Here is a 26,435-nt window from a genome sequence, read left to right as displayed (position 1 = left end):
ATTTACACTATCATTATACCTTTATCTTTACGACACGTCCACGACACTTTTACGACAATTTATTTTTAATCCCGGTTAATCCCCACAGAAGAATGGACATCTCTTCCAATCCTCTTTTGATGTATCGCTGCACTGTTCTTTCATCGACTTTAGGATTAAATGAATCGCCAATGTTCTGCAAGGATTCATTGTCAATATAATATCGTCTTACGCAATCACAGTAATTAACTCGCCTGCATTTGCAACGTTCATTATAGATATCAATCATGTTATCTATATGCCGCATCATGAGTTCGGTTTGCTCCTTACTCTTAATTATCGATTTAACCATTACCTTGCTATCATCATCAAACATTTCTCCTAATAATTTATCAAGCCATAAATCTTTAGCTTGTGATGAGTCAGATATACTATTCTCTACATAAGTCTTTAACTTATTGTAATGTTTGAATAGCTTCATGGTATTGTGTCTAAGAGTATCTACCGTTTCCTTTTCATTCTTACTTATTTCTTTCCTATATTCTTCTATTGCTGTTTTAGCCGCAATAGTCGTTATCTCTCTTATTAGTTCCTGTTCAGTCAATGGCTACCTCCCGCATCAAGTACCTTGTACTTATTCCCCTTGTACCACTTTTAATGCCGATTCTGTCCAATCATATATATGCTCATCCGCATATATAAAATATCCATCTTTACCGTCTATCTTTTTATTTTTCCCTTCTACATATGTAAAGATGCTTGGTGTCCCCCATGTACTCGTTGCATATGCATCATTATGGATTACTTCACCATGATCATATATAACCCCACATGTATTTTCCCAGTCTTCATTAATACCAGCATATACCATTATATTAGGGCCATGATTTACAATATGTTCTGCTACTTTATCCCAGTTAAGATTTCTTATTCTTTCTCCTCTTAATTGTGCTTCTATATTATTATTGATGCATTCCATTGTATCCATAATTTTTCACCTATTAACCCACTTCATACAACCAATCCTTAAATAGTTCATAACATCGCTTTCATTCAACAACCTTACATTTTTGCGTTTCTTTGCCCTCTTAATGTATTTAACTGCTTCGCCTTTGTTTTGAAATAAATTAACCACTATTAACCCCGCATCACCTAATAAGCTTTCTATTTCATCCTTATGGTCTTCATACAGGTCTTGTGGTATTGCATAATACAAATATCCTACATGTAAATGATCATGATATCTTTTCTTCTTAAAATCTGCCCTAAAATCTTGAATGCTTATCTTTATTTCTACTTCAGTGATAACTCTTGCTTTAAGATTGAAGTAGATTAGATCTGCTTCATATTGCCCCTTACCTCTTCCATCTCCATGCATTGTTATGTTAGGAATGGTAATATTCTTTAAAAATAAATGCCGGCCCAATTTCTTTTGTATTTCTTCTTCCGTCATATCTTACAGCCCCTTATGCTACCTTATTTGGCTCTTTTCTGTTTTGCATTCGCCCTATATCTTGCTCTATTAGTTTGCAACCGTTCTATACGCATTTTCTCTTCACAATCATAATCACTGCATATCACTCGGTTGGTTTTATTTGTATAGAATTTCTTACCACAACATATACAGTACCGTTCATACTTATATTTCTTTGCTTCTTCCGCATCACGCTTCGCTTGTATTTCTGCCCTTACCTCAGCTACTGTTCTCTTCTTTGGTATTGGCTTTCCTTCTATACAATCCGGACAATGCTTTTCTGACCTTACTGGTGTGAATAACTTATCACACCTATGACATTTCATTTGCATAACTTTTACCATCCTTTATTTAATTTAAACTCAACAATTTCAAATTCTAAATCTAATTCTTTATGATTCTTTACTGTTCTTATATATTCTTCTGCTAATTCTTTCTTAGTAAATATGCCTACCATAGCCTTTTCTCCGCCCAACATAGTAAATACTGCATATACCTTTTCTTTCATCTATTTATTTCCTCTTTATAATTCACAATATTCTAATAAATTCCCTTGTGTTTTTACATCGCTAAGCATTTCCTCTTTAGCCTTTATGTAAAATTCCTTTGATATTTCAAACCCATATGCACTACGTCCTAACTCCATAGCTGCTCTTAATGTTGTGCCGCTACCTGCCACAGGATCTATTACTACATCACCTTCATCAGTAAAGATTTCTATCAATCTCTTTAATACTGATACAGGCTTTTGTGTTGGATGAATTTTAGGGATCATATTCTTATTATCCCTACGCCATTCAAACCAGTTAAATATCATCTTGTGATTATTATTAAACTTAGGTAGTTTATCCCTGTACAAAATTAAGGCATATTCTGTGGCCCCTACTACCCTCATATTTGCTTTCAATGCCTGTGCCGAATAATTCTTGATGAAAAAAATAGGAATGTAATTCTTAAATCCATGTTTCTTAGCATATTGGATTACCATAGATTGTTGTTCATAGCTACAGAACACAATCATACATGGAGCCTTGCCCCTCTCTTTTGGTTCTTTTTTTAATAGGCGGTTACAGAAATGAAAATATTCTGCAATATTGAAGTTATGATCTGTATTAAAGAATGCCTTTCCTGCTTTCTTACTTTCACCATTCTTATTGTTCCCGCCTATATACCACATGGGATTGCTGGCATATGCTGCCCCCCCCCAAATTATATGGAATATCGGCTATTACAAGTTGTGCCTTAGGTATGCCATATCTTTTATAGTTCTGAAAATTATCATTAAATAATTCTACTTTCATATTCTGTTCAATGCCTTCCATTCATCTAGTTTGAATACAGCCTTACCATGCTTTTGAGCATATTCATATTCACCTTTACATCCTCTACTCTGTTCCCATCCATCACATAATACTAGGATGTCGCAATGACCTAAGAGACCTAAGCAAATATCTAGCCCCTTTTGGTATTCATCGCCTGTCAAATAAACAAATCCATAGTTGTGGATAGGCGATACATAATCATTTGCTGTATCTGCAAATATTAATTCATTCATGATTACATCTATCTTTTCTCTATTTCTTTTCTTCCCACCATAAGGATGGGCTACATAGATAAGTTTCTTACTCATTAATTGAATCCCCTCGCTACTCTATTACTTTCTAAATGTCCGCATCAGCGTGATTAGCATTATTTTCTCTTTGCCTTTTCTTTTCTAGCATCTATATACCCGTTACAATTTATGCACTTCTTAGCCATGATATAAGGTACTTTTACTCTAATTCCTCTTTTATCCGGCACCGGCAGCATTAATTTATTTGGGCATTTACAAGTAGTTCTTACAAACAATCCTTGATTGCCTGTAAACTTTACTGCATGCTTACAGGTTTTTGCTTTTAAAAACATATCCTTTGGTCTTGCCATTACCGCATCAACCTTTCCGCTCTTTCTATGGCCTTATTTCGTTTCTTCTCTATTGGCAATATCTCTGCATTGCCCTTATCAAAAGGGGATTTGTTCATCATTATTGAAGTTGTCAAAATTCGATGGTTCATTATGGCCCCCATTCAATGTGGCCCCTACAAAACTTGTAACTACTTCTGTTACATATCGCTTTTCACCATTCTGATTTTCATATGATCGTGTTTGAATTCTTCCCTGTACCAAACATTTGTTCCCTTTCCGTAAGTTCCCTATTTCTTCTGCCAGTGTTCCCCACGCTACACAGTTTACAAATGCCGTCTGTTCTTTTGCTTCCTTTGTATTGGCATCAATATAGGTATTACTTGCAGCTACTGTAAATGTTGCTACCGCTCTACCAGTTTTTGTATATCTTACTTCCGGGTCCCTCACTAGATTTCCCATTAGATTAACATTATTCATGCTTATTCTCCTTTACTCTATTTGTTCTATTTGTATAGATACCTTCTACCTCTTTTAATTCGGTAATTGATATCTCCCCATTTAACCATGCAGCACATATAGCTACATCCATAAATGAATTTATGTATATCCCGTCATCTGTTGTATGTATCCCTACTGATATTCCATCCTCTTGAAAATAGATATACTTCCCTGTGTCATTCCATGCATTCATTGCATATGCATTTATGATCGCTTCTCCAGTTGTTCTTGGAACAAATACAAGTCCTCTATATTCCATTAGTTATCTACCCTTTTATTCCATGCCTTTTCACAATCCAAATACATTGGCCATTCTTCAAAATGAGTAACGGCTCCACATTTATCACATGCCACCATATGATGTTTTACTCCTACTTTTATTCCTGTCATAATTCTCATATTTTTATTCCCGCAAAACGGACAGGGCCTTAGTCGATTTTCTCTGTTCATATTCTCCCCTCCAATCAGGTAATCGAATTAGCCTATATGTTCTAAATGAAAATCCATAATTATTTACCCCTTCATAAACACTATCTTTATCTAAGTAGTATCCATTAGGTACTTTAATATCTTTACGCCACTCTGTAGCCTTTAGTATCTTTTTCTTTACTTTCGGCTTTTCAAGATTTGTACTAGATACCCATTTCTTTCTTATCTGCGCATCATTATGATCAATGTCAGATTTTCTCTCCTTCATAAAATACTTAGCCAACCCTATAGCATCTTCTGCTTCCCCTCTGTAGTACTCAATTTTTGTATAACCATGTGGCCATAGTTTTTTTAATAATTGAGTGGTTAGTTCAATCCCTCTTGAAAGTAATGCATGAAAATGTATGCGCCCCTGCTTTTCCATCACATAAATGTACTTACAGGTTTCCGCCGCCTTATTAAATAAGTCTCTTACCTTTCTAAAGAATTTTCGTATCATCTCTTTTGCATCTAATTCATCTTCCTCATTCCTAAATGTGAGTGTTAGATAATAATCATCTGCCTTGAAATTCATATCTATTAGTAACCTCAATTGCTTTTCAGCCATCCTTAAATTATTCTTTCTTATGACTTCTGGTGTTACTTGCTTTCTTTCACTCCGTATTTTTCTTCCTGGTTTCCCATAGTATGAATTCCCTGTAATATGATCTGATACTTCAATCATATTTTTAGATGTTATAGTTGTTCTTCTTCTCATTTAGTTATCACCTTATGTTGAGTTGTTAATGTATCTATCTAGTCTCACAAAATAGCTATCAAACCGCTATTTTACTAGACTTTTCCCACTATACGTGATATACTAAACATGTAAGGTTTTAGTTATCACATAACTTTAATGGCCGTGTTTCCCGACACGGTCATTTTTCTTTGTCAAAATTACAATGCCAATCACCTTGAGACTTTGTTAGGTATTGGCAATTACTGCAGCAATCCATGCATATCAACTGTTTATGTCTATGACATACTACAGCATGCTTGATTGCTTTTTTACATTCCGGACATGTATTATTTAGTGCTTTCTCATACCATTTAGTACTCATATCCATGCCTTTCTTTTAGTATTGTTTGTAAAACTTTTCTGTATTCTCTTTGATGTGATCCAGCGTGAATTTTAATTCTATGGCAATGCCAGCATAAGCAACATAGATTTTCTATGTTATTTTTCCCTCCTGCTGACCTATATTTGATATGATGGACCTCTTCATAATGCGCCCCACATAAAATGCATTTTCCGTGGTCTCGCTCTATTACTTTCGGCCGGATTTTCTCCAACTCCATATCATTCTTTTTCTTATTTCTACTTTTCTTGCTTAATGGCTTCTTTGAAACCAGTCTTGTTTTGGCTCTTAATGGTGTCCTTTTAAGCATTTTTATCCCAGTCCCTAGCTATTTGGGCCTCAACTAATCTACAATCCAATTTATAAATATTGATGGCTTCCGTAGCACTGGCATAGAGTGTTTTAGCTACATCTCGTTCATATCGTAATTGGCTGATAACCTCATCCCCATTTACCAGTTCCATAATTAGAGATACTTTTTCTCCATTATGTTTTGCCTGTAATATAGCCTTACGTTTTTCAACTCTATATTTCCGTTCTGCTGCTGCTAACTCTATGCCTCGCTCTTTGGCAATCGTAAGGGCCTTATTTAAATCATCTCTTTTCCTATTTAAGTAAGGTAATAGCTCCCAACTATCTAATTGCTGCATACTGTTTCCTTTTTAGTTCTTTAATTTTCTTGTTATAAAGCCATATTCGTTTAATTTTTTGAAGTAAATAAATTCCTATACTGTAAGCGATCATGTTGATGACATTAAACAAAACATCCCCCCATGACTCTGCAAATTCAATGCCACCATATAAACCAAATACAATGACACCAAATAACCACTGTATCGCTGTAATTACCTTATCCATATCTACCACTCTTATGCCTTTAACCATTTCATATGTTGTGAACGCATCCACATTTCAAATTTATCTACATGGACCAATGTTTGTTGTGGTCCAAGTTGCATACAAATTTCGTCAAACTTTCCTTCATTGCGGATTATGTCAATCCGCCGATAAATGTACATTTTACTGCGCCCCCATATTTTAGCTAATTTGCTAATGGGAACGTATTTAGGACTAATATTATCCATATAGTTACCCTCTTATTGTTAATATGTTATGTTCTATCAAATGTTTTTTATGATGAATTGGCTCTACTTTGATTGCCATATATCCACCATCATTATGTAAGTATCGTTTGTAATATATTGGTTGTTGTTTAATCTTTTTCTTTCTACCCATTTTCTTTTTGATATTCTCCTTTAATATTCTTTTCATGTTTGTTTCATTTTTATTAATAAGTTGTTGTTATAATCGCCTTAGAAAATAGATTGTTATTATAGATGATTATTTAATTACTCAATTAAATACCTCTTTGCTTTTAACTTTTGATTATTATGAATGCTATAAACATTCTAGAAAGGAAGTATTTTTATGGATTTAAACCTTACTCTCAATTTGCCTGAACCAGTAAATAAAGTGTTAAACCCTGTCACAAGTGCTGCCGGTGAAACCTTAGCAAATATTTGGAATGGTTGCTTTGCCTATGTAAATACTTGGTCTAAAAAACAAGTTATTAAACACGAACATTCACTTTTAGAATACAAACGTAGTATTGAAGAAAATTTTGCTAATATTCCTGAAAATCATCTAGTTGAACCACGATTAAGTATTGTCGGACCTGCTATAGAAGCTTCTAAGTACTACATAGAGGAAGAATCTATTAGAGAAATGTTTTCCAAATTAATAACAGCAGATATGGATGATCGAAAAAGAAATTTAGTACATCATTCATTTATTGAAATATTAAAGCAAATGAATCCTACTGATGCTAAAATACTTGCAGAATTTGATAATCCTACAACACTTTTACGCTGTCTTATAAGAAGAAAATCTACCCCAGATGTATCATTATCTATAACAGATATATATTTGTCAGAAAACTTTAAAGAATTTGACCAATCACACTGTATTTCTATAGCAAATCTAGACCGATTAGGCTTAATTTCAATTCCAACTAGAAACTTAGGTGGTATTTTGGTCGATTCAGAAAATTCAGATGCTATTACTAGATTTAAAGCGACTAATCTCTATTCAGTTATAGTTTCTGATTGTAATAATCCATTATCTGATTATTCAGATTATGAAATAGTTACCTACAACGGTTATTTAACTGAGCTAGCTTTTAGCTTTAAAAAAATCTGTCTCTGATTCAAAAATTTTCTTCTCCATAAATCCAAACATTTTTATTGTTAAAAATCCCGCTACAGTAACGTTAATAAACGTTGAAAATAAAAATCCCAGTGTTAATAACACATATGTATACCCTTCCATCTTTTAAACCTCGTTTCCAGTCTTAAACAATTAACAATTTAATTTACATTTATCTTGCCTCACAATGTTCACAGAAATTTCCATCTATCACTTCTGTATTACATTTGGGGCATTTTACTTTTCCTGTTTCATTTTTATCACCTCATTAAAAATCTCATTTTTGAGACTATTTTGATAAAAAAATAGAATAAGCTTCCGAATCAGTTAATGAAAGTACCGCTTTAATTCGTAATGCCTCTTCTATTGTAAAATTGTTTCCATCTTTATCAAGTCTTCTATAAAACGTGCTTCTATCAATTCCAACTCTATCAGAAAACTCTACAATATTATACCCACAACTTAATATTTTTGCTTTTAAAGCCTGTACATCCATATACATCACCTCCCTTGATGTTTGTCTCATTTTTGAGATTAATTAAAGTATATCCCTATCATTATATTTCGTCAAGATATTTTTTCTCATTTTTGAAACATTTTAAACTTTTTAAATTTATTTGTTGCAAATATGATACACTTATACTATACTTGTCTCAAAGGAGGAGAAGTTATGACTGAAAGGATACATGAGCGTATAAAACGTTTACGCAAACAGAATAACTTATCTGTAGATGAGATCATTAAAAAATTAAATATTTCTCGTGCGACCTATTATCGATATGAAAGTAATGAAATAGAAAAATTACCATTAACGATACTTGAACCACTTGCAAACATATTAAATACTACTCCTGCATATTTAATGGGATGGGAAAATCCGCATCAATCTACACTCAATACTAATTCCAACCAAACCGACAGTTACTATTTAGATGCAGAAGCTGCAGAGTATGCGGAAATGCTTCGCACTCGTCCAGAAATGCGTATGTTATTCTCCGCATCAAGAGGTATTTCTAAAGAGGAAATGCAAGAGGCAGTAAATTACATTGAATTTATCAAATCTAGAAATAAAAAATAATGCTATTAGGGGTTGTTAGTTTGATTATTAATATTATTGAGTGTGATATTCCTAATGTAAAAGCCATTTCATCAACTGGGGAAGATGAAGGTGTACACAATATTTATATCCGTAAAAATATGTCTATTGAAGATATGCGTAACGAAATAAAGCACGAGTTATTGCATATTATTAATGATGATTTTTACTTAGATCATCATGTTAATTTAATTGAACATATGGTAAGACGTAGAGAACTTACTGATGATGTATTAGAAGAAATCGACTTTTATCATCATGTATTATAGATTTCATGCCTTTTTGTTGACATCAACAAAATCATAGATCACTTATATAGGCCGTTTGAGTTGCAATGGCAACCTTTATATATTTCATTATTAAAATGGGAGATTTTATTATGAAAAAAACATTATTAGCAGGTTTAATTGTAGCATCTTTAGTTGCTAGTGGTTGTGGCGGTGTAACCAGCAATAAGTATACCTTAGAGAAATACAATAAAATTCAAACAGGTATGACATACGAACAAGTCAAAGATATTTTGGGAGACCCTGGACAACCTTCAGCAGAAAGCAAAATGCCTGCTATTGAAGGGGTATCTGGTGAAGTTGTTTTTAAAATCTATCAATGGCAAAATAGCGATGGATCTAATATGCAAATCTCATTTACTAATAATCATGTTGATATGAAAGCACAAGCTGGATTGAAATAAATCGGATGTAACTAAACAAAATAATGCCCCTTATCCTCTAACATGTAGGATAAGGGGCTATCATACAACCTAAGAAGTATATAACTTACAATTTTAATATTATTTAGTGTCAAGTATGATATACTATAGATAGTGAATTGACTTCAATGCTACGGGCGTTGGTCACTAAGGCGCTATCTTCGGATAGTGCCTTTTTTATATATCAAAGGTTTTATTATGGCATACGATAAGCCATTACCTAAACTTAAGGAAAAACTTCATCTTCATATGGAAGATAATATTGATAAGTCTATTTATCAATATTCTTGTGATCAATATATTATAAAAACGTATCCTGGTTAAATTCCCATATAAAGGAGGTATAAATTCATGTTAAAAGCAACCCACCAAGGAAAGATTAAAATTGGGAAAAAAGAAATACCTTGTGCAGTACTTGAAGATGGAACACGAGTTTTAAGCGAAACAGGTATTACTAATGCTGTCTTGGGTGGTCGTAGTGGGGCTTCAAGACTATTAGCAAAAGAATTAAAAAATAGCGGGTCCCCTTTACCAATATTTTTAGCATCAAATAACCTAAAACCTTTTATTCATGCGGATTTATTGGATGGCCCCCTTGCTCGCATAGAATATATTAATAGTAACAATAAAATTGTAACTGGATTCACAGCTGATGCACTACCAGTTGTTTGTAATATTTGGTTAGAAGCTAGAGCTGCTGGTGTTCTAATGGCAAATCAATTAGATAAAGCACAAACTGCAGAAATTATTATGCGTGGTCTAGCTCACATTGGAATTGTTGCATTAGTTGATGAGGCAACTGGATATCAAGCCGATAGAGAACAAGAGGCCCTTCAAAAACTTTTGTCTGCCTATTTATCTGAAGAACGTCTAAAATGGGCTAAAATGTTTCCTGATGAATTCTATAAGCAATTATTTAGATTAAAGGGTTGGTCTTACAATCCTATGAGTGTTAAACGTCCTCAAATTGTAGGTAAACTCACAAACTTACTAATCTATGAAAAATTACCACCTGGAGTATTAGAGGAGTTAAAGCGACTAAATCCTATAAAAAATAAACGTACCGGACGAAGAGAGGCAACACATCATCAACATTTAACTAATGATATTGGTCAACGTGATTTACATGATCATCTTATGCAAGTCATTGCAATCATGAGAATTTCCAAAAACTGGCCTGATTTTATGAATAATTTTAAGAAAGCATTTGGTAACTTCGTTCAAGATGAGTTAGATTTTGACATTTAATTTTAGTGTTAATCTATAGAATATAAATAAAAAATGCCCCTATCTAACTACTACTAGATAGGGGCTTACAATTCATATATTCCATCATAAACAGAAAGATATAATATTATGAATACCGAAACAACACAATTTGAAAACTTTGAATCCGGCTATTATCAAAATATGGGAGATTTTAAGTCTTTTATACCTTCCTATATAAACAAAGAATGGGTTTGGATGAATCCTCAAATCAATATGCTTCTTTCTATTGCAGATCAAGAACTTGGTAAATTAGAAATGTACTCTGATCGCATCCCTAATGTAGAGTTATATATCCAAATGCATATATCTATAGAAGCCAATAAATCTAGCAAAATCGAGGGAACAAAAACTACAATCGAAGAGGATTTTATAGATATTGAAGATTTAACTCCTGAAAAGCGTGACGATCAACAAGAAGTAAAAAATTATATTACTGCAATGAACCATGGTATTAATCGCATTATCAATGATGATTTTCCAATATCCACCCGTTTAATTAAAGAAATCCATGAAAAATTATTATTCGGAGTACGTGGTGAGCGTAAAACACCCGGTCAATATCGAACAACTCAAAATTGGATTGGCGGTAATAAGCCTTCTGATGCTAATTTTGTTCCGCCACCAGCAAGTGAATTAAATAATTTATTAAGCGACTTAGAAAATTTTATCCACAATGAACAAATATATGTTCCTCATTTAATTAAAATTGCCATTCTTCACTATCAATTTGAAACTATACATCCTTTTTTGGATGGAAATGGCCGGGTTGGACGATTAATAATTCCTTTATATTTATTAAGTAATAAGCTTCTATCAAAACCTTGCTTCTATATTTCAAATTATTTAGAAAAAAATAGAATTCAATACTATGATGCATTAGATCGTGTCCGCCATTTTAATGACTTATCTGGTTGGATCATATTCTTTTTACAAGCGGTTATTGAAACAGCACGTGTAGGAAGAGAAAAATTTGAAAATGTTTTATTACTAGTTGATAAACACAATGAACAATTAACCAAATTAAAAGGGAATAAGGAGAATTTAAGGGCTGTTTTTAATGCATTCTATGCCTCTCCCATTTTAACTATAACAAAATTATCTCAAACTATTGGTGTTACTTATAATACAGCCCGAAATCTTGTTAATACATTGGTTGCTGCAGAAATTTTAGATGAATTTGATATTCCTGGTAGCCGACATAATCATTATGTTATGTCTGATTATTTGCTTATTTTTGTTTAAAATTTAGTTATCCACTTCTTTCAACTCAAAAAAATTCTTTTTTTTTAGTTATCCACAAGACTCAACGCAAATTTTTACTAATTTTTGAGTTGGAATTTTTTATAATTCCAACTTATAATATGGTACCCTGTAATTTAACTTATCATTGGAGGTGCTTTTATGTGGGTTGAAACCGTTATTTCTAAATCTGGTGTTACCAAATATAAATTTTTAGAACGCTATGTAGACCCATATAGTGGTAAAACAAAACGTGCTTCCGTAACCTATTCTTCTAATAGTAGACAAGCATATAAGGCCGCATCAGCAGAGTTGCAAAATAAGATTGCTGAATTAACTAATACCGATGTTAATAAAGATATACTGTTTAATGATGTTATCTCAAATTATCTTGACTCTAAACGTAGTTTTCAAAAACCATCTACTATTTATGCCTTAGATCGCTTACATAAAATTATTGTGCGTTGTTTTCCGGAAGATATTCTGCTGTCTAAATTATCAACATATATCATTCAAACTACGCTTGATACTATCTCAGCAAAATACGCCTATAATACAACACGTGCCATTGTAAGCCTTATCAAGCAATCATTAAAGTATGCAAGGCGTATGGGCCACATCTATGATATTTCTTTTCTAGATAATATCGAAATACAAAAGCCTCCTACCGATGTTGACCGAATCAAGAAACAGCGTTCTAAATTCTTAACTAAATCAGAATTACAACAGCTCCTTCAACTTATCGATAAAACACATCACCATGTTGCTTTATTGTGTGAATTCCAATCTTTGACCGGCCTTAGATTCGGTGAAATGGTTGCCTTACGTACACAGGATTATGATAAAGCTACAAATGAAATTGATATTAACGGCACATTATCCACGTACGGTAGTGCAAAAGACCCGGACAAACGATTGCCACCCAAAAATGTACATTCTATCAGAAAGGTTCAATTGGATCATCGTGCTTCCCAAATCATTAATTATTTTCTTACTGCTAACCAGGCTCGTAAATTATGGAAAGGACAATTTACTAATACAGATTATATATTTGTAACTGATGGGGGCCTACCTTATGATCTAAATTTTGTTAATAAAATTCTACGTAAAATTAATTTCCATAAACATATAAGCACCCATACATTTAGACACACTCATATTTCATTCCTTGCAGAAGCAAATGTACCATTAAAAGCGATCATGGAACGTGTAGGCCATAATGAGCCACGCACTACATTAGCTGTTTATACTCATGTAACAGATGAAATGCGTAAGGAAATGAACAATGCTATTAATTCTATAGGCAAATCTATTTCCCATAAATAAATCGAACCCATCACATTAAACTTGTGATGGGTTTATTTTTTATAAAAAGGGGCAGCGAAAAGGTGGCAAAAAAGGGGCAAAACTTTGTTATAATGCGTTACAATCCGTAACACTTCAAAGTCTTACCCCTTTCAATTTTACTTGATAACTACTGCATTTGTTACACTTTGTTATAATGCGTTACAATCTGTTAATTATCAAGTAGCTGTGGAGCTGATAATAGGATTCGAACCTACGACCTACTCATTACGAATGAGCCGCTCTACCAACTGAGCTATACCAGCATATGTATAGATTTATAGTACATCTATATACAGGTATTGTCAATTTATATTATTTCAATACGGTATGAAGCCATTGATTCCAATGTTGGAGCACCGAAATGGACAGTGCCGTTACGATAAACATAACCAAAAAGGTTTTGGCAATTCCTAAGTTTACATAACGACGCATGATTTGCGCAGCGATAAATACGGCATAATACTGACTGAAGGTCGTGATAAAATACGCTACATCAACTATGTATCGTCTCCACGACAGAGTATATAAGACAACCCCTATCAAATGAATTAAAACTATGATCAACGTGCGTAACGCGTTCATATAGGACAGGCCATATATGTAATTCTGTACAACCCCTTTATAAGAACCTCGGCCACCGACAAGGTCCAATAAACGCCATAAGATACATCCGCCCAATACGACTTGAACCACGAGAAAAGAAACACTTGCTAATGCAGTAATCCCATCAAATTGAGGCAATCCTTTCAGAAATTTAACGCCCGTAACGGAAATTACGTCTGCCACTACAAATGGTGAAAGATAGGTAACCAAATATAAAATGATGGTGGAAGCCACCAAGTTGATCAGAGCCTTTCTAAAGGTTCCGCCGTCAACAATATTCCAAAATGATCTGTCACTTAATTTTGTAAAGAGGTGTAATATTTCTTTATACCAGCTCATAATGTATATATACCTTCAAAAATACTACAGATAATCGCAGCCCCAACCATAACAGCCACACCTTCAAAGACGGAACCGCTGACACAGGCACCGATAATACGTCCCACGACATTGAACAACAGCATCAGACTCAACACACATAAGCTCACCAAGCTTATCCCCATAATAATTTGCACCCCTATCGGCAATGTGGCAAGGACTAATAAGACGCCCAATGTTAATGTGATCAAAGCTATCACCAGTTGACTGACAGCCATGATGTGAAGTACCCCGGTAACAACAGTCCGCACATAGAAGGTCCGTTCCCTGGCAAGTGCATACCCGCCTACCACAATAGACATGATAAGAGCTTTCACAACCACCCATAACAGATGTGAAAGGTTCCAGAAATCCTGTTGTGAACATAGTCGATTTACAAAACATCCTAAATCATGATGAGACAATAGCGGTAAAGGAATGATTTGTAATTTCAAGAATATAGTGGAATTGCGTATAAACGATCGAATGGCCTCCATATAAACGCTATCCCCTACAATGGTAAATTGATAACATATGAGTGCCAGCACCAGCATAGCGGCAAGTTGCCCATAAACTGTATCGTAACGATATATACGAGCATTCTTATCTTCAACAGGGCTCAATAGGCGATACGCAAATTCTGTAAGACCGGCCAACATATGTTTCACCACCTTTCACAAACGCTCAATAAAATGCCTATGTACATGAAACATAGGCATAAATAACTTGCTATAATCAATAGTTTTAAATATATCTATAAATATAAAATATATTTAAAAAATTCTATTTTATTTCATACTCATTATAGCACAAAAGCAAGGCATACAATATACCTTGCTTTTATAAGTCTATATATTTTTGCTACTAATACTGACTATGATGATATGATTTATCACTGATCCAATTCCACCGTAAAGCTACGCATGTATTCCCTTTAAAAGCAGGAACCCTGCCCCCCATATGATCACAACAAGTATCAGAAATGCCAGTATTGCAATACCGAGCACAGTTAAACGGGAGATATTAATCTGACGGCTCAGCAACGATACACTAACCCAGAAACACCAAAGTATTACGGCATATGATAAATAGACAAAAACCACCAGACCAATATAACGTACATAATTTGAAAGGTTTAACACTATGCAAAGTAACAGAAATATCGTCTGCCATATAGCCAGAACACTCTTAAAAATCTGTCCATATGCCATCTCATACCAGCAAACCGTCAATACAGTTTCATAGGTTGTCTCTATCTTAAATTTACCGGCAATCCAGGAAAATATAACCGAGTAAAGTGCTAGAATAAAATAAAGAAGCACTATACCGAGAGTAATCGAAAATAAACCTTGTCCTACTACCGCACCAAGCTCCGACCCCACCTCGCCTAATGGAACGCCTAAAAAAGCATCGCAGATCAAAGGGATTATCTGACTGCAGAAAATATACAGCAAAAAAGTCATCAATGTGGCAATAAAACCCTTATGACAAGACCCTTGTTCTACAATCTGAGGAATCCCCCGTTTAAACGGAGCAATTACAAGAGCCCAAATATCTGAATACCATTTTGTTTCCATTTTCCCTCCCAAAAACTAAAACCAAACTATATTGGGCTCATTATATCATATTTTTTTATAAATTAGATACTAAATATTCGCATGTAATCAAAGGACATTAACATATATAATAAAAATATATGCTAAACTTAAATTTTGTCCGCTCCCCCATTTGTTTACCTCTCAAAGCAAATAAAACTGGCGACCCGCGGTCGCCAGTTTTATAATTATGTTATTGCAATGATGCAACAATTTTTGTAAGATTTTCATCCATCCGATCGAGATAGGATTTATTATCTTCATTACTTTCGATTGTATAAATCGTTTCGACTTTAGCCCCTACTTCTTGTGCTAATGTTTTAGACACATCAGGGCTTGCCATTTCCTCTGCAAAAATAGTTGTGATATGATTATCTTTGCAGTATTCGATGAGTTTTGCCAACTGTGCCGCATTCGGTTCACCTTCGGCAAATACATCTTCTACACTGTTCTGTTTCAACCCGAAATCACGACAGAGATAAGCAAATGCCGCATGACCTGTTACAAAATTTTTATGAGGTGCTTTGGCGAATTGATCTTCATACTTCTTAATCATAGCATCCAGTTTCGCTACATAATCGGTATAGTTCTTTTCATAATACTCTTTATTCGCCGGATCCGCCTTTACAAGGGCGTCTTTGATGTTCTTCACTTCAATCTTAGCATTCTTCAAAGACAACCATGCATGAGGATCTTCTGCACCATGTTCTTTGATTTCCTCCGGATCTGTATTTTTAATGGCTTCTACACCGTCGGATGCTTTTACAGACACGAGTTTATCATTTTTAGCCGCCGAAATGGCCTGTTCAGCCCAAGGTTCCATACCGAGGCCGTTATACACGAATAACTGTGCCGAAGATAGTTGTTTCATATTTTCCGGTTTCAATTCAAAATCATGAGGTTCCGTGCCGTCCGGAATAATCGTTGATACTTCCACCTTATCACCACCGATGGCCTTCGCAAATTCCACCATTGCATTAAAACTTGTTACCACTTGGACTTTCTTATTTGCCTGTTCTTTCGGAGCATCATTACCGCATCCCGCAAATACAGCAGCCATCAATATACCAATGACTAACAATACCAATTTCTTGACCATAGTAGTCCTCCTTTTTTAATACTGATCGTCTACGCACACAAATAATATGACACCTCTTCTTTGTTGCAGTTGCGACTCAGTTGCATTTGTAATATAGTTATAGTATAAACGTACCAAAAATTTTGTCAATCAGAAAAGTGGTTTTCATATGTTATCAATTAAACACCTTTATTTTTCCTATCAGGGTCAACCGCCATACGTCTTGAACGACCTTAATCTACATATTCATAACGGTGATTATATATCCATCGTCGGCGACAACGGTTCCGGTAAAAGTACCTTGCTTCGTCTTATCTTAGGCTTTCTGACACCTGTAAAAGGCAGTATCAAACGGAGTACAAACAACATCCGTTATGTTTCTCAAAAGAATGATTTTTCCCACGCCGGATTTCCCATTACCGTAAGAGAAATCCTTGACTCCTATCATAAGCTATTGAAAATTAAAGATAAAAACGAAGTAAATCGCGTTCTATCTTTAACCGGCATGACAGACTTTAAGAACCGTCTCATCAGCAAGCTGTCCGGCGGTCAGGCGCAGCGGATTTCCATAGCCCGCGCCCTCATCGGTCATCCGGACCTCATCATTCTCGACGAACCGTCTACAGGTATCGACCGTAAAAGCCAGGAGGGTATTTACGCACTCCTGCGCGAGCTCAACCAGAAGCATCATATTACAATTATTTCCGTAGAACACAATTTGGAAATGGCCCTTGCGAACTCCACGAATATTTATCATATTGCAAACGGACAGGGACATCTCTGCTCCCCGGAACAGTATGCCAACGAAATCATGCACAGTTCAGGGCGCAATCCTGTAGCGCACGCGGACTGCTCCTGTTTCACGGATGTCAGAAATAACAGCGATACAATAAGCTTAGATAATACGGCTCCAATGTGTAACGAAAAATCAAATCCACCATCAGAAGTGCAGACTGATACATTATCAAATGCTACAGCCGAGGAGGTGCACCATGTTTAATTATTCATTTATGCAGAACGCCTTCTTCGTTGCCCTCTGCATTTCTCTACTTTGCCCATGTATCGGCATCTTTATGGTACTGCGCCGCTCCAGCATGATCGGCGACACCATGAGCCACGCATCCCTCGCGGGGATAACGCTCGGTCTGTTGACGAATACGAATCCCATTCTGGGGGCTTTCATCTTCACCGCCATCTGCGGCGCACTCATCGAGTTCCTGCGAAAATATTTCGCACACCATCTCGACCTTATCCTCACCATTATTCTATCCCTCAGCATCGGCACCGCCATCACCTTGATCAGTTCAGGTCTGTTGAAAGCAAACGCCAATGTATTCTTCTTCGGCAGTATCCTCACCGTCAACATGACGGACATGATCAGCATCGGAGCACTCACGATTCTATCGGTACTAACCCTGTATTTCCTGTATAACTCCCTACTCTACATCGCGTACGATGAGGAAGCGGCTCGCGTAGCGGGCGTAAAGGTTGACCTCATCAACTATATTTTCGCCATTCTCATGGCAGCCGCCGTATCCATTTCCATAAAAATCGTCGGTGTCCTCGTACTAAGTGCCATGATTGCCCTTCCGGTAGCATCCGCACTGCAACTGGAAAAAGGATTCAGAGTAACGCTCCTATGCTCCATCGGATTCAGTTTGCTCGCCATGATTATCGGTCTCTTCGGATCCTACTACCTCAATGTGGCGCCGGGCGGCTTTGTGTCCCTCACATCGGTAGGTATTCTACTGATCGTTCTGGTCATCAAAAATATCCGTGCCATCATACGTCGACTCCAATTCAGTAAATAATAGTAAACAATAGTTTTATCTACATAAAATTAGATAAAATTAATCAGCACAGAAAGAAAATTATGAAACACTTACAGTGGCCGGAAGGCATAAAAAAGACTAAACAGCGTGAAGCCATCTGGTCTGTATTGACAACTGCAGATAAACCAGTCACCGCCATCGACATCGCCGACCGAATCGGCGATGGTACAACATGGATGTCCACGATTTACCGCACCTTGGAATTACTGGAAACAAAGGGCATCATCACGCGTACCACCATCATGGGCAGCGATATGGCGTACTACGAGATCACACCACATACACATCGGCACTATGCGGTATGCACTAATTGCGGCGCCATGGTTCCGCTCCATACCTGTCCCGTTGTAGAAATGCCAAAAGAACTGAAGGATGCGGGATTTACCGTGACGGAACATCATCTGGAAATAGCGGGTCTATGTAAAAAATGCAATAACAAGAAATAAAAATGATGCCCAGAGAATCAAACGCCGGGCATCATTTTTATTTACTTTGGATACCTTAAAAACACAATATAGCATAGCCTTACAGGATGGTAAGGGCAATATACGTCTATATACAAAAAGGACGTAACTGTATAGTTACGCCCTCTATAGTTTCATAATATATTCTATTTAACCGTATTCAGCTTTCACCAATCACAACATCAACGGAGCCACAAGGAATCCAAGTGCCACGGAGATAGCGATGGCGAGCACGCCCGGAATGAAGAACGGATGGTTGAATACGAGATTACCAATTCGCGTAGAACCCGTATCGTCCATCTGAACAGCCCCTAACAGTGTCGGATATGTCGGCAGTACAAAAAGCGCCGATACAGCCGCAAAGGATGCGATAATGATGTACACAGATTCCGTATGTTCCGGTGTAATACCCAACGCCAGGATTACTGCCGGCACCAAAGCCTGCGTCGTAGCCGCCTGGCTGTAGAGTAATGTGCTGGCAAAGAAAAATGCCACCGCCAACAGGAACGGATATGCCGTTACAAGGCTGGACGCGAGAGCTTTAATTTCAGGGATATGTCCTTTCACAAAAGTATCCCCGAGCCATGCAACACCCAATACGCAGACACAGGCGGATAAGCCAGATTTGAACGTGCTTGTATTAACAAGATCCGCCGTATCAAGCTTACAGAAGAATGTAATCGCTGCCGCGATAATCATCATAAAGCCTACGATAGCATCATTCCGACCGAAGATAACCGGCTTGATGATACCGATATTTTTAGAAATAGCCGTCGCATAAAATACGATACAGATAATGCCGATTAAGAAAATCAAAACAGACGTCTTTGCCCCCGGTTTCAAGTGGAAATCAACACTCTTTTCACGAGGTGGCGCCACATGGCCCGCCGCCAATCGTTCCCGGTAAACCGGATCAGAAGATAAATCATTATTCGCAAATGTGGACATGATAAACGCCGTAATCATAACGCCCACAAAGGTTGTGGAGATACAGATGGCGAGCAGTGTCGGATAATTCACGCCAAACGGTTCAAGGAATCCGCTCATAGCCACGACCGCCGCTGATACAGGGCTCGCGGTGATACCGATTTGACTTGCCACCACGGCAATCGACAACGGAACGGAAGGTTTAATATTCTCACTCTTCGCCACTTCCACGATAACGGGAATCATGGAGAATGCCGTATGACCGGTACCTGCCAAAATCGTAAGAAAGTACGTTACGGTCGGAGCAAGATAGTTGATATGCTTCGGATTTTTACGCAAAATACCTTCCGCAATACGCACCAGATAATCAAGGCCGCCGGCGAGTTGTAATGCACAAATCGCTGCAATAGCAGACATGATTATAAGGATTACGTCCCATGGAATCTGTCCCGGGAACATCCCCATCCCGAGACTCAAAAGGACTACCCCCAGCCCGCCGGCATAACCGATACCCATACCGCCGAGTCGTACACCGAGGAAGATGGCCCCAAACAAAATAATAATCTGCATAATTACATAAATGTCCATACGATGACCTCCTTTATACATATATAGTATCATAAGTATACTTAATTATCATAGTGAAACAGCATTGTATAGAATATAGTTTTTAAGTTTCAATATACCCCCATAAAAATAAGCGCCGCACGTATCGTTTGCCCATACGGAGCAATATATCGATAAGTGCGGCTCTCGTTTATTATATACTGTTAACGCTTTATAAAATAATCGGCTTCATATCTTCCAGTACGCCTTCCTCTTCAGTGGCACGGCGAATGCTTTCACCGACGATGCGTACCATATCCTCAAGCTGTTCAACGGTGGAGGCCAACGGAGGCATCAGAATCACCACATCCCCGATCGGACGACAGATGAGACCCTGTTCGCGGGCCAATACGGCAACCTTCGCGCCGACCGCATCATTCGGACGATATGCTTCGTGCGTTTTCACATCCTTTTCCAGCTCAATCCCCACGATGAGGCCTCGTTGGCGCACTTCTTTTACATGTTCGAGGGATTCGATCGGTTTCAATGCCTTTGTGAAAGCTTCAATCTTAGCCGGCAACTGTTCCATGACATGTTCATCTCTGAACACTTGCAACGAAGCCAACGCTACGGCACAGGCCAACGCATTCCCAGTGTAGGAGTGACCGTGATAGAAGGTTTTTCGTTCCTCAAAGGTGCCGAGGAATCCGTCAAAAACCTGTTTCGTGGTGAGCGTCGCCGCCAACGGCATATAACCGCCCGTGATACCCTTCGACAATGTCATGAAATCCGGTGCCACATCCTCCTGCTCACAGGCGAAGAATGTGCCGGTACGACCGAAACCCGTAGCCACTTCGTCAACGATGAGGAATACATCATGGGCTTTAGTGAGCTCACGAACCCGTTTCAAATACCCTTTCGGCATGACGAGCATACCCGCAGCCGCCTGTACTAACGGTTCCATCACAAGAGCCGTAATTTCATCACCTTCACGGTCCAGGATGCGTTCTAATTCCGCCAGAGACTCTTCAAAAGCCTGCTCCCGTTCCGCTACATCCCGATACACACCGGGACTTGGCAAAGTAATCGGCTTAAATAATAAATTATGGAACACTTCATGGAATAGCTGAATGCCGCCGACGGATACGGTTCCTAGTGTATCACCGTGATAACCCGCGTTAAGGGATATAAATTTTGTCTTTTTAGTTTGCCCGACCTGTTGACGATACTGATAGGCCATCTTGATGGCAATTTCTATGGCCGTACTGCCGTCATCGGATAAAAATACTTTATCGAGTCCTTCCGGCGCCAATTCCACCAATTCCTTACACAACTGTGCCGACGGAGGGCTCACAAGACCCAACAATGTGCTGTGAGCGATTTTATCCGCCTGGTCTTTCAAAGCCTGATTCAACACGGGGTGATTATGTCCGTGAATATTAACCCACAAGGACGACACGCCGTCATAATATTTCTTGCCATTTTCATCGATGAGATATATCCCCTCACCGCGCTCGATTACTACCGGTTCCTGTGCGAGCCAGTCCTGCATCTGCGTAAACGGATGCCATACGAATTCATGATCCCATTGTGCCGCCTGTGAAAGTTGTTTTGCTGCCATCATATCACCTCATACTTACGAATATCACTATTGTTTTAATGATTTTTGTTTTAATAATTTTCAATTGTTTTTCAAATCCCTCGGTATTCTTGTGAACACCCATGATATATATGATCAATTTACCATTATCAGTTTACACCAATGGTAATATATTCCCTTGCTATTTCAACGGAAATCCAACACCGTCTTCCACAACTGTTTCGAGTCTACAAAGGACCGTCCCCATCCAAGCCGTACACTATGTATATTCGGGCCTTGATACGGCGGCAATGCACCTACAACAGGAAGTCCCGTATACCGCTCCATATCCTCTATATTCGCCTTTAATAAAAACGGGTCCACTAATGTCGTATCATTTACGATGATTGCTTTCACGGAGATTCCGTGAGCCTTCGCATACTCGCAGGTCAATACGGCCCGGTTGATAGAACCCAGACGACCGTCGGCAATCATAATCGTCGGTAGCTCGATGGCTGCCATAAAATCCGTAAATGTCTTATCCCCGTAAAGAGGCGTCGTAATACCGCCCGCCCCCTCTACAAATGTCAGATCATAGCGCGATACCACATCTAATGTATGACGCACCACATCATCGTAATCGATGACTACATCCGCCAGCTCCGCAGCGAGACGCGGCGAGTAATCCCCCGCTAAAGCATACGGATTTACCTCATGCCGGCGTGATTCCGGTATTCCTACAGACTGCATCAGATACGTAGCATCCTTGCTTTCCAGATCATTTCTTACATTATCCTCATCCATCGTAATGCACTCCGGAAACGGCACCGCACTGGATGACACGGGCTTCACCATTCCCACGGAAAAGCCGTCATCTTGAGCCATTGCACCTAATAAACCTGTTACGAACGTCTTCCCCACATCTGTATCCGTACCGATTATCGATATACCGAGCTGTTTCATCGGGAAACCTCCCATCATATAACAAACTATGAGTTAACTGTTTCATTCTGTCGAGTTAACAATCTCATTTGCAGTATACAGCCGAACCGCATATATAGTCAACCGTATTTAATTATTCAGTTTACAGAAAAATCAAAAGTACAGAGTATCACTTGATTACTAATTTAGATTAAATATCCTCTACCGTAATTAATACTAAAAACAATGAATATCTTGAATATCATGTATATTTTATTAATAGAAGTATAGATTTACGTCCCCCGACTGTGATACTATTAATTACGTAGAATATATTACGCCGCATGATACCACATATGACGTAACTGTATGTACAGTAAGGAGGTTTTATCATGGGTATCAATCAAAAGACATTGCCCGGCATTTTGCTCTGTGCGATTCTCGCTATTCCTTGTTGGCTGTTAGGACAACAGTTCCATCTCATCGGCAGCCCTATTTTTGCCATTATTTTAGGTATTATCATCGGATCCGTATTCACTTCCTGGAAGCGTGAAAAAACAGGGGCCGGTATCGGATTCACATCAAAGAAAATTTTGCAGTGGGCCGTTATCTTACTCGGCTTCGGGCTTAATATTACACAGATTCTGCATGTAGGCTGGATTTCGTTACCTGTCATTATTTCCACCATCGCTACATCGCTCATCGTGTCGTATGCGCTCTACCGCTTCACCCATATCGATTCCAATACGGCAGTCCTCGTCGGCGTCGGCTCCTCCATTTGCGGCGGATCCGCCATTGCCGCTGCGGCTCCGGTCATCAAAGCGGACGACCAGGATATCGCCCAGGCTATTTCCGTCGTATTCTTCTTCAATGTAGTGGCAGCCTTCGTATTCCCTGCCTTCGGTGATATGATCGGCCTCTCCAACATGGGATTCGGCTTATTCGCGGGCACAGCCGTTAACGATACATCATCCGTTACAGCGACAGCGGCCGTATGGGACAGCATGAAAGGCACCGGTACACAGGTTCTTGAATATGCAACCATCGTAAAATTAACCAGAACCCTCGCAATCATTCCTATCTGTCTCGGTCTTGCCAGCTATCAGGTATATAAAGCAAAAAAAGATGCCGCTCAGTCCGGTGGCGGTTCTGTCAGCATCGCTAAGATTTTTCCAAAATTTGTACTGTATTTCGTCATCTGTTCCTTGATCACTACAGTGTTATCCTATATGAAGATAGACACTGCATTTCTCAATATCTTTAAACCTATTTCCAAATACTTTATTACCATGGCCATGGTAGCCATAGGCCTCAACACGAACATTGTAAAGCTCATCAAATCGGGCGGTTCCGCCCTCGCGTTGGGCGCCTGCTGTTGGATCGCCATTACGGCGGTCAGCCTTTTGGCACAGCACATGATCGGTTTATGGTAAATTTATAGCAAATAACAAACTCCATCTAGTCAACAACAACAGACATATGGTATAGTTAATGTATAGGAACTGAACGTTATACCTCCTATAATCTCTTAAAAGATGTACCCTTGCAGGTACTGATTAAAGTCGATTATAGGGGGTATTTTTTATTATATTTATATAAGTCCATCACATCTATAGGAGAGAGGAGAGATCACATGTATTTCTTACAAGGGCTGCTCATCGGTCTCGCCACCTTTGCACCGGTAGGCATGCAAAACTTATTCATCATCAATACGGCTCTTGTTCAGCCGGTGAGACGTATCCTATTGACGATTCTCATCGTAGGTGTCTTTGACATGTCGCTCAGTATAGCCGCCTTCTTCGGCATCGGTGCACTCCTTGAAATCTGGCCTTTGCTGAAGCTGGGCGTCCTTCTTATAGGCGGTGTATTAGTGTCTTATATGGGCTATACCACGTTCAATACGGAGCCGGATATACGCAATGTAGATACCAATGTACCCATAAAGAAAATCATGATGTCCGCACTCGTCGTATCCTGGGGCAATCCACAGGCCATCATCGATGCGAGCATGATGTTGGGGGCTTTTCAGGCAAACTTGCCGCGAGAAGGTATTTATCAATTCTTTGCGGGATTCCTGACCATGACACCGATCTGATTCGGCTCTCTCGCAACGGCGATGCATCTGTTATCAAAGAAAATAAAGTTTTCACATATGACAATAATCAACCGTATTTGCGGTAGTATCCTCATCGTGTACGGCATAAAACTTGCCATCGACGGAATCCATATGCTGTTAGAATTACTTTAATTATTAAAACAACTATAAAAACTTAGAACTAATATAAAAGCCGTTAGCACCTCATTGCTAACGGTTTTTTTCTACGGATAGTTCATCCAATATGTGTTTGAACATACCACTGAATATATTAATATATGTATTTGTCTGATTTAACTGGGATATGAAAAAATACTGTTTTTCTATGACATGCCCATGATTGGTCACCTGTTTACGCTCTATGCCCTGCATCGGCTCCGTCAAACGCTCAAAACAGTCCAGTAACAGCAATCCTTGATTACCGGCTACCAGGTATCTCGCCTCCTCCAACGTACGGGCGTACGCAAAGGCACCATTATAGCCGATAGCCTTTCGATAATGTTCCTCCTCGCCGAGGGTATACTTACCGCGACACACCAGGATGAGCGGCACATCATCGATCTGTTTGATATCGATACTTTCAGCTGTCGTGTACCCTTGCGGAACCTCAATAACAGACCGTGCGGTCCCTACGAGATGAGTGTCATATATGTCCGCCAGGACCTGCCATTGATCATTAAACACAACATCTACGCGACGATCCTGTAGCATACCGTACAATTCTTCGTGACTGCCGCTGTACATGCGGATATCGAGATTTTTATGACACTTCGCCATGCGGATGACGGTCTGTTGCAAAACTACGCCGCTATAGCGATTTAAATAGCCGATGCGCAAACTGACCCTTGCATCTGTACCGATACGTGTCGTTTCCACCGTAATGTCATGAAATCGCTCCAACAGTTTCTTGCCCGTCCGATACAGATACTGCCCGGCCGGTGTCAGGTGAAAGCTGCGTTTTTCACGCACAATCAACTCCACGCCCAACCCCGTTTCCAAAGCCTTGATCTGCTGCGATATGGCGGACTGAGAAATATATTGTTCATTTGCGGCCTGGGTAAAGCTGTTATTCTCTACGACAGACACAAAATACTCCAGCTGTTTTAATAACATAAGGATACTCACTCTTTACAAACTGTCTATACCAAAAATAAAAATTTACATATACAT

35 protein-coding genes, 1 tRNA gene and 1 pseudogene are annotated in these 26,435 nt (G+C 38.3%); 12 read left to right on the top strand and 25 right to left on the bottom strand.

Annotated elements, in window-relative coordinates; translation table 11 throughout:
• Positions 1 to 49: 49 nt before the first annotated feature.
• From VEHSUH05_RS01015 to VEHSUH05_RS00950, 15 genes are all read right to left on the bottom strand, one after another.
• A complete protein-coding gene (locus VEHSUH05_RS01015) occupies positions 50 to 583 on the bottom strand; it encodes a hypothetical protein (protein ID WP_054674011.1) in 534 nt (177 codons plus the stop codon).
• Positions 584 to 613: 30 nt separating this feature from the next.
• Positions 614 to 967 carry a hypothetical protein gene (locus VEHSUH05_RS01010; protein WP_105090468.1) on the bottom strand — a complete coding sequence of 118 codons (354 nt, stop codon included), beginning with the start codon at positions 965 to 967 and terminating at the stop codon, positions 614 to 616.
• A gap of 6 nt (positions 968 to 973) precedes the next feature.
• Positions 974 to 1,432 (bottom strand): MmcB family DNA repair protein, encoded by a 459-nt coding sequence (locus tag VEHSUH05_RS01005; RefSeq protein WP_054674014.1) that lies wholly within the window; start codon positions 1,430 to 1,432, stop codon positions 974 to 976.
• Positions 1,433 to 1,790: 358 nt separating this feature from the next.
• Positions 1,791 to 1,961 carry a hypothetical protein gene (locus VEHSUH05_RS09280; RefSeq protein WP_170007084.1) on the bottom strand — a complete coding sequence of 57 codons (171 nt, stop codon included), beginning with the start codon at positions 1,959 to 1,961 and terminating at the stop codon, positions 1,791 to 1,793.
• Positions 1,962 to 1,976: 15 nt separating this feature from the next.
• Positions 1,977 to 2,630 carry a DNA-methyltransferase gene (locus VEHSUH05_RS00995; RefSeq protein ID WP_245875906.1) on the bottom strand — a complete coding sequence of 218 codons (654 nt, stop codon included), beginning with the start codon at positions 2,628 to 2,630 and terminating at the stop codon, positions 1,977 to 1,979.
• Positions 2,631 to 2,750: 120 nt separating this feature from the next.
• On the bottom strand, positions 2,751 to 3,083 hold the full coding sequence (locus VEHSUH05_RS00990; RefSeq protein WP_054674016.1) for a DUF4406 domain-containing protein: 333 nt from the start codon (positions 3,081 to 3,083) through the stop codon (positions 2,751 to 2,753).
• Positions 3,084 to 3,142: 59 nt separating this feature from the next.
• On the bottom strand, positions 3,143 to 3,376 hold the full coding sequence (locus VEHSUH05_RS00985) for a hypothetical protein (RefSeq protein ID WP_054674017.1): 234 nt from the start codon (positions 3,374 to 3,376) through the stop codon (positions 3,143 to 3,145).
• Positions 3,377 to 3,454: 78 nt separating this feature from the next.
• Positions 3,455 to 3,835 (bottom strand): single-stranded DNA-binding protein, encoded by a 381-nt coding sequence (locus VEHSUH05_RS00980; protein ID WP_105090467.1) that lies wholly within the window; start codon positions 3,833 to 3,835, stop codon positions 3,455 to 3,457.
• Positions 3,828 to 4,115 (bottom strand): hypothetical protein, encoded by a 288-nt coding sequence (locus tag VEHSUH05_RS00975; RefSeq protein WP_105090466.1) that lies wholly within the window; start codon positions 4,113 to 4,115, stop codon positions 3,828 to 3,830. The genes VEHSUH05_RS00980 and VEHSUH05_RS00975 overlap by 8 nt, the downstream gene beginning before the upstream one ends.
• On the bottom strand, positions 4,115 to 4,246 hold the full coding sequence (locus VEHSUH05_RS09480; protein ID WP_425445590.1) for a hypothetical protein: 132 nt from the start codon (positions 4,244 to 4,246) through the stop codon (positions 4,115 to 4,117). Before VEHSUH05_RS09480 ends, VEHSUH05_RS00975 begins: the two co-directional genes overlap by 1 nt.
• Positions 4,247 to 4,259: 13 nt before the next feature.
• Entirely contained in the window at positions 4,260 to 5,042 is a 783-nt protein-coding gene (locus VEHSUH05_RS00970) for a rolling circle replication-associated protein (protein ID WP_105090465.1), read from the bottom strand.
• Between the two features lie 332 nt (positions 5,043 to 5,374).
• A complete protein-coding gene (locus VEHSUH05_RS09475; RefSeq protein ID WP_170007080.1) occupies positions 5,375 to 5,623 on the bottom strand; it encodes an HNH endonuclease in 249 nt (82 codons plus the stop codon).
• 82 nt (positions 5,624 to 5,705) lie between these two features.
• Positions 5,706 to 6,053 (bottom strand): hypothetical protein, encoded by a 348-nt coding sequence (locus VEHSUH05_RS00960; protein ID WP_105090463.1) that lies wholly within the window; start codon positions 6,051 to 6,053, stop codon positions 5,706 to 5,708.
• Positions 6,037 to 6,261 (bottom strand): hypothetical protein, encoded by a 225-nt coding sequence (locus VEHSUH05_RS00955; RefSeq protein WP_105090462.1) that lies wholly within the window; start codon positions 6,259 to 6,261, stop codon positions 6,037 to 6,039. Before VEHSUH05_RS00955 ends, VEHSUH05_RS00960 begins: the two co-directional genes overlap by 17 nt.
• Before the next feature lie 11 nt (positions 6,262 to 6,272).
• The gene (locus VEHSUH05_RS00950; RefSeq protein WP_105090461.1) at positions 6,273 to 6,488 is read right to left on the bottom strand and encodes a hypothetical protein; all 216 of its coding nucleotides are present in this window, start codon (positions 6,486 to 6,488) and stop codon (positions 6,273 to 6,275) included.
• 343 nt (positions 6,489 to 6,831) lie between these two features.
• On the opposite strand from VEHSUH05_RS00950, the gene VEHSUH05_RS00940 reads away from it, so the two are divergent.
• Positions 6,832 to 7,608 (top strand): DUF4393 domain-containing protein, encoded by a 777-nt coding sequence (locus tag VEHSUH05_RS00940; RefSeq protein WP_105090460.1) that lies wholly within the window; start codon positions 6,832 to 6,834, stop codon positions 7,606 to 7,608.
• Positions 7,609 to 7,897: 289 nt separating this feature from the next.
• On the opposite strand, the gene VEHSUH05_RS00935 is transcribed toward VEHSUH05_RS00940, so the two are convergent.
• Positions 7,898 to 8,104, bottom strand: a complete 207-nt coding sequence (locus VEHSUH05_RS00935) for a helix-turn-helix domain-containing protein (RefSeq protein ID WP_105090459.1) — start codon at positions 8,102 to 8,104, stop codon at positions 7,898 to 7,900.
• 174 nt (positions 8,105 to 8,278) lie between these two features.
• On the opposite strand from VEHSUH05_RS00935, the gene VEHSUH05_RS09330 reads away from it, so the two are divergent.
• The 6 genes from VEHSUH05_RS09330 (at position 8,279) to VEHSUH05_RS00905 (ending at position 13,247) form a co-directional block, all read left to right on the top strand.
• On the top strand, positions 8,279 to 8,686 hold the full coding sequence (locus tag VEHSUH05_RS09330; protein WP_054674027.1) for a helix-turn-helix domain-containing protein: 408 nt from the start codon (positions 8,279 to 8,281) through the stop codon (positions 8,684 to 8,686).
• A gap of 20 nt (positions 8,687 to 8,706) precedes the next feature.
• Positions 8,707 to 8,973 carry an ImmA/IrrE family metallo-endopeptidase gene (locus VEHSUH05_RS00925; RefSeq protein WP_105090458.1) on the top strand — a complete coding sequence of 89 codons (267 nt, stop codon included), beginning with the start codon at positions 8,707 to 8,709 and terminating at the stop codon, positions 8,971 to 8,973.
• Between the two features lie 110 nt (positions 8,974 to 9,083).
• Positions 9,084 to 9,395, top strand: a complete 312-nt coding sequence (locus VEHSUH05_RS00920; RefSeq protein ID WP_170007078.1) for a DUF3862 domain-containing protein — start codon at positions 9,084 to 9,086, stop codon at positions 9,393 to 9,395.
• A gap of 369 nt (positions 9,396 to 9,764) precedes the next feature.
• A complete protein-coding gene (locus VEHSUH05_RS00915) occupies positions 9,765 to 10,661 on the top strand; it encodes a P63C domain-containing protein (protein ID WP_105090456.1) in 897 nt (298 codons plus the stop codon).
• Positions 10,662 to 10,769: 108 nt separating this feature from the next.
• Entirely contained in the window at positions 10,770 to 11,924 is a 1,155-nt protein-coding gene (locus VEHSUH05_RS00910) for a Fic family protein (protein ID WP_105090455.1), read from the top strand.
• A 159-nt stretch (positions 11,925 to 12,083) separates the two neighbouring features.
• A complete protein-coding gene (locus VEHSUH05_RS00905) occupies positions 12,084 to 13,247 on the top strand; it encodes a tyrosine-type recombinase/integrase (protein ID WP_054674030.1) in 1,164 nt (387 codons plus the stop codon).
• A gap of 208 nt (positions 13,248 to 13,455) precedes the next feature.
• On the opposite strand, the gene VEHSUH05_RS00900 is transcribed toward VEHSUH05_RS00905, so the two are convergent.
• From VEHSUH05_RS00900 to VEHSUH05_RS00880, 5 genes are all read right to left on the bottom strand, one after another.
• Positions 13,456 to 13,531, bottom strand: a tRNA-Thr gene (locus tag VEHSUH05_RS00900).
• A 49-nt stretch (positions 13,532 to 13,580) separates the two neighbouring features.
• A complete protein-coding gene (locus VEHSUH05_RS00895) occupies positions 13,581 to 14,210 on the bottom strand; it encodes a hypothetical protein (protein ID WP_095065061.1) in 630 nt (209 codons plus the stop codon).
• Positions 14,207 to 14,887: a hypothetical protein gene (locus tag VEHSUH05_RS00890; RefSeq protein ID WP_245875905.1), complete on the bottom strand. Its 681-nt coding sequence runs from the start codon at positions 14,885 to 14,887 to the stop codon at positions 14,207 to 14,209. The genes VEHSUH05_RS00895 and VEHSUH05_RS00890 overlap by 4 nt, the downstream gene beginning before the upstream one ends.
• A gap of 258 nt (positions 14,888 to 15,145) precedes the next feature.
• A complete protein-coding gene (locus VEHSUH05_RS00885) occupies positions 15,146 to 15,805 on the bottom strand; it encodes a hypothetical protein (protein ID WP_105090454.1) in 660 nt (219 codons plus the stop codon).
• A 211-nt stretch (positions 15,806 to 16,016) separates the two neighbouring features.
• Complete coding sequence (locus tag VEHSUH05_RS00880; protein WP_105090453.1) at positions 16,017 to 16,922, bottom strand: metal ABC transporter substrate-binding protein; 906 nt, start codon at positions 16,920 to 16,922, stop codon at positions 16,017 to 16,019.
• Between the two features lie 148 nt (positions 16,923 to 17,070).
• On the opposite strand from VEHSUH05_RS00880, the gene VEHSUH05_RS00875 reads away from it, so the two are divergent.
• From VEHSUH05_RS00875 to VEHSUH05_RS00865, 3 genes are all read left to right on the top strand, one after another.
• Positions 17,071 to 17,901, top strand: coding sequence for a metal ABC transporter ATP-binding protein (locus tag VEHSUH05_RS00875; protein WP_245875904.1), 831 nt, complete (start codon positions 17,071 to 17,073; stop codon positions 17,899 to 17,901).
• Positions 17,894 to 18,712: a metal ABC transporter permease gene (locus tag VEHSUH05_RS00870; RefSeq protein WP_105090452.1), complete on the top strand. Its 819-nt coding sequence runs from the start codon at positions 17,894 to 17,896 to the stop codon at positions 18,710 to 18,712. Before VEHSUH05_RS00875 ends, VEHSUH05_RS00870 begins: the two co-directional genes overlap by 8 nt.
• 62 nt (positions 18,713 to 18,774) lie before the next feature.
• On the top strand, positions 18,775 to 19,179 hold the full coding sequence (locus VEHSUH05_RS00865) for a Fur family transcriptional regulator (protein WP_054674040.1): 405 nt from the start codon (positions 18,775 to 18,777) through the stop codon (positions 19,177 to 19,179).
• A 192-nt stretch (positions 19,180 to 19,371) separates the two neighbouring features.
• Here the strand turns inward: VEHSUH05_RS00865 and VEHSUH05_RS00860 are convergent, their stop codons facing one another.
• The 3 genes from VEHSUH05_RS00860 to bioD form a co-directional block, all read right to left on the bottom strand.
• Complete coding sequence (locus tag VEHSUH05_RS00860; protein WP_095065051.1) at positions 19,372 to 20,712, bottom strand: anaerobic C4-dicarboxylate transporter; 1,341 nt, start codon at positions 20,710 to 20,712, stop codon at positions 19,372 to 19,374.
• 190 nt (positions 20,713 to 20,902) lie between these two features.
• Positions 20,903 to 22,291: an adenosylmethionine--8-amino-7-oxononanoate transaminase gene (gene bioA, locus VEHSUH05_RS00855; RefSeq protein ID WP_105090451.1), complete on the bottom strand. Its 1,389-nt coding sequence runs from the start codon at positions 22,289 to 22,291 to the stop codon at positions 20,903 to 20,905.
• A gap of 165 nt (positions 22,292 to 22,456) precedes the next feature.
• Positions 22,457 to 23,212 (bottom strand): dethiobiotin synthase, encoded by a 756-nt coding sequence (gene bioD, locus VEHSUH05_RS00850; RefSeq protein ID WP_105090450.1) that lies wholly within the window; start codon positions 23,210 to 23,212, stop codon positions 22,457 to 22,459.
• A gap of 350 nt (positions 23,213 to 23,562) precedes the next feature.
• Here bioD and VEHSUH05_RS00845 point away from each other — a divergent pair, with 350 nt between their 5' ends.
• Together VEHSUH05_RS00845 and VEHSUH05_RS00840 are read left to right on the top strand one after the other, a co-directional pair.
• Entirely contained in the window at positions 23,563 to 24,603 is a 1,041-nt protein-coding gene (locus tag VEHSUH05_RS00845; RefSeq protein ID WP_105090449.1) for a YeiH family protein, read from the top strand.
• A gap of 200 nt (positions 24,604 to 24,803) precedes the next feature.
• A pseudogene (locus tag VEHSUH05_RS00840) lies at positions 24,804 to 25,418 on the top strand (LysE/ArgO family amino acid transporter).
• Positions 25,419 to 25,475: 57 nt separating this feature from the next.
• On the opposite strand, the gene VEHSUH05_RS00835 reads toward VEHSUH05_RS00840, so the two are convergent.
• Entirely contained in the window at positions 25,476 to 26,378 is a 903-nt protein-coding gene (locus VEHSUH05_RS00835) for a LysR family transcriptional regulator (RefSeq protein WP_105090448.1), read from the bottom strand.
• Between the last annotated feature and the right edge of the window lie 57 nt (positions 26,379 to 26,435).

It is taken from the genome of Veillonella denticariosi JCM 15641 (assembly GCF_002959855.1).
In the GTDB taxonomy this organism is placed as follows: Bacteria; Bacillota; Negativicutes; order Veillonellales; family Veillonellaceae; genus Veillonella; species Veillonella denticariosi.
Note: the sequence above shows the minus strand (reverse complement) of the source record. Positions and strands in the feature narration are given on the sequence as shown.

Coding starts and splice junctions, on each gene's coding strand:
- VEHSUH05_RS01010 (WP_105090468.1), bottom strand. CDS start 967: ATGGATACAATGGAATGCATCAATAATAATATAGAAGCACAATTAAGA.
- VEHSUH05_RS01005 (WP_054674014.1), bottom strand. CDS start 1,432: ATGACGGAAGAAGAAATACAAAAGAAATTGGGCCGGCATTTATTTTTA.
- VEHSUH05_RS09280 (WP_170007084.1), bottom strand. CDS start 1,961: ATGAAAGAAAAGGTATATGCAGTATTTACTATGTTGGGCGGAGAAAAG.
- VEHSUH05_RS00995 (WP_245875906.1), bottom strand. CDS start 2,630: ATGTGGTATATAGGCGGGAACAATAAGAATGGTGAAAGTAAGAAAGCA.
- VEHSUH05_RS00990 (WP_054674016.1), bottom strand. CDS start 3,083: ATGAGTAAGAAACTTATCTATGTAGCCCATCCTTATGGTGGGAAGAAA.
- VEHSUH05_RS00985 (WP_054674017.1), bottom strand. CDS start 3,376: ATGGCAAGACCAAAGGATATGTTTTTAAAAGCAAAAACCTGTAAGCAT.
- VEHSUH05_RS00980 (WP_105090467.1), bottom strand. CDS start 3,835: ATGAATAATGTTAATCTAATGGGAAATCTAGTGAGGGACCCGGAAGTA.
- VEHSUH05_RS00975 (WP_105090466.1), bottom strand. CDS start 4,115: ATGGAATATAGAGGACTTGTATTTGTTCCAAGAACAACTGGAGAAGCG.
- VEHSUH05_RS09480 (WP_425445590.1), bottom strand. CDS start 4,246: ATGACAGGAATAAAAGTAGGAGTAAAACATCATATGGTGGCATGTGAT.
- VEHSUH05_RS00970 (WP_105090465.1), bottom strand. CDS start 5,042: ATGAGAAGAAGAACAACTATAACATCTAAAAATATGATTGAAGTATCA.
- VEHSUH05_RS09475 (WP_170007080.1), bottom strand. CDS start 5,623: ATGGAGTTGGAGAAAATCCGGCCGAAAGTAATAGAGCGAGACCACGGA.
- VEHSUH05_RS00960 (WP_105090463.1), bottom strand. CDS start 6,053: ATGCAGCAATTAGATAGTTGGGAGCTATTACCTTACTTAAATAGGAAA.
- VEHSUH05_RS00955 (WP_105090462.1), bottom strand. CDS start 6,261: ATGGATAAGGTAATTACAGCGATACAGTGGTTATTTGGTGTCATTGTA.
- VEHSUH05_RS00950 (WP_105090461.1), bottom strand. CDS start 6,488: ATGGATAATATTAGTCCTAAATACGTTCCCATTAGCAAATTAGCTAAA.
- VEHSUH05_RS00940 (WP_105090460.1), top strand. CDS start 6,832: ATGGATTTAAACCTTACTCTCAATTTGCCTGAACCAGTAAATAAAGTG.
- VEHSUH05_RS00935 (WP_105090459.1), bottom strand. CDS start 8,104: ATGGATGTACAGGCTTTAAAAGCAAAAATATTAAGTTGTGGGTATAAT.
- VEHSUH05_RS09330 (WP_054674027.1), top strand. CDS start 8,279: ATGACTGAAAGGATACATGAGCGTATAAAACGTTTACGCAAACAGAAT.
- VEHSUH05_RS00920 (WP_170007078.1), top strand. CDS start 9,084: ATGAAAAAAACATTATTAGCAGGTTTAATTGTAGCATCTTTAGTTGCT.
- VEHSUH05_RS00915 (WP_105090456.1), top strand. CDS start 9,765: ATGTTAAAAGCAACCCACCAAGGAAAGATTAAAATTGGGAAAAAAGAA.
- VEHSUH05_RS00910 (WP_105090455.1), top strand. CDS start 10,770: ATGAATACCGAAACAACACAATTTGAAAACTTTGAATCCGGCTATTAT.
- VEHSUH05_RS00905 (WP_054674030.1), top strand. CDS start 12,084: ATGTGGGTTGAAACCGTTATTTCTAAATCTGGTGTTACCAAATATAAA.
- VEHSUH05_RS00895 (WP_095065061.1), bottom strand. CDS start 14,210: ATGAGCTGGTATAAAGAAATATTACACCTCTTTACAAAATTAAGTGAC.
- VEHSUH05_RS00890 (WP_245875905.1), bottom strand. CDS start 14,887: ATGTTGGCCGGTCTTACAGAATTTGCGTATCGCCTATTGAGCCCTGTT.
- VEHSUH05_RS00885 (WP_105090454.1), bottom strand. CDS start 15,805: ATGGAAACAAAATGGTATTCAGATATTTGGGCTCTTGTAATTGCTCCG.
- VEHSUH05_RS00880 (WP_105090453.1), bottom strand. CDS start 16,922: ATGGTCAAGAAATTGGTATTGTTAGTCATTGGTATATTGATGGCTGCT.
- VEHSUH05_RS00875 (WP_245875904.1), top strand. CDS start 17,071: ATGTTATCAATTAAACACCTTTATTTTTCCTATCAGGGTCAACCGCCA.
- VEHSUH05_RS00870 (WP_105090452.1), top strand. CDS start 17,894: ATGTTTAATTATTCATTTATGCAGAACGCCTTCTTCGTTGCCCTCTGC.
- VEHSUH05_RS00865 (WP_054674040.1), top strand. CDS start 18,775: ATGAAACACTTACAGTGGCCGGAAGGCATAAAAAAGACTAAACAGCGT.
- VEHSUH05_RS00860 (WP_095065051.1), bottom strand. CDS start 20,712: ATGGACATTTATGTAATTATGCAGATTATTATTTTGTTTGGGGCCATC.
- bioA (WP_105090451.1), bottom strand. CDS start 22,291: ATGGCAGCAAAACAACTTTCACAGGCGGCACAATGGGATCATGAATTC.
- bioD (WP_105090450.1), bottom strand. CDS start 23,212: ATGAAACAGCTCGGTATATCGATAATCGGTACGGATACAGATGTGGGG.
- VEHSUH05_RS00845 (WP_105090449.1), top strand. CDS start 23,563: ATGGGTATCAATCAAAAGACATTGCCCGGCATTTTGCTCTGTGCGATT.
- VEHSUH05_RS00835 (WP_105090448.1), bottom strand. CDS start 26,378: ATGTTATTAAAACAGCTGGAGTATTTTGTGTCTGTCGTAGAGAATAAC.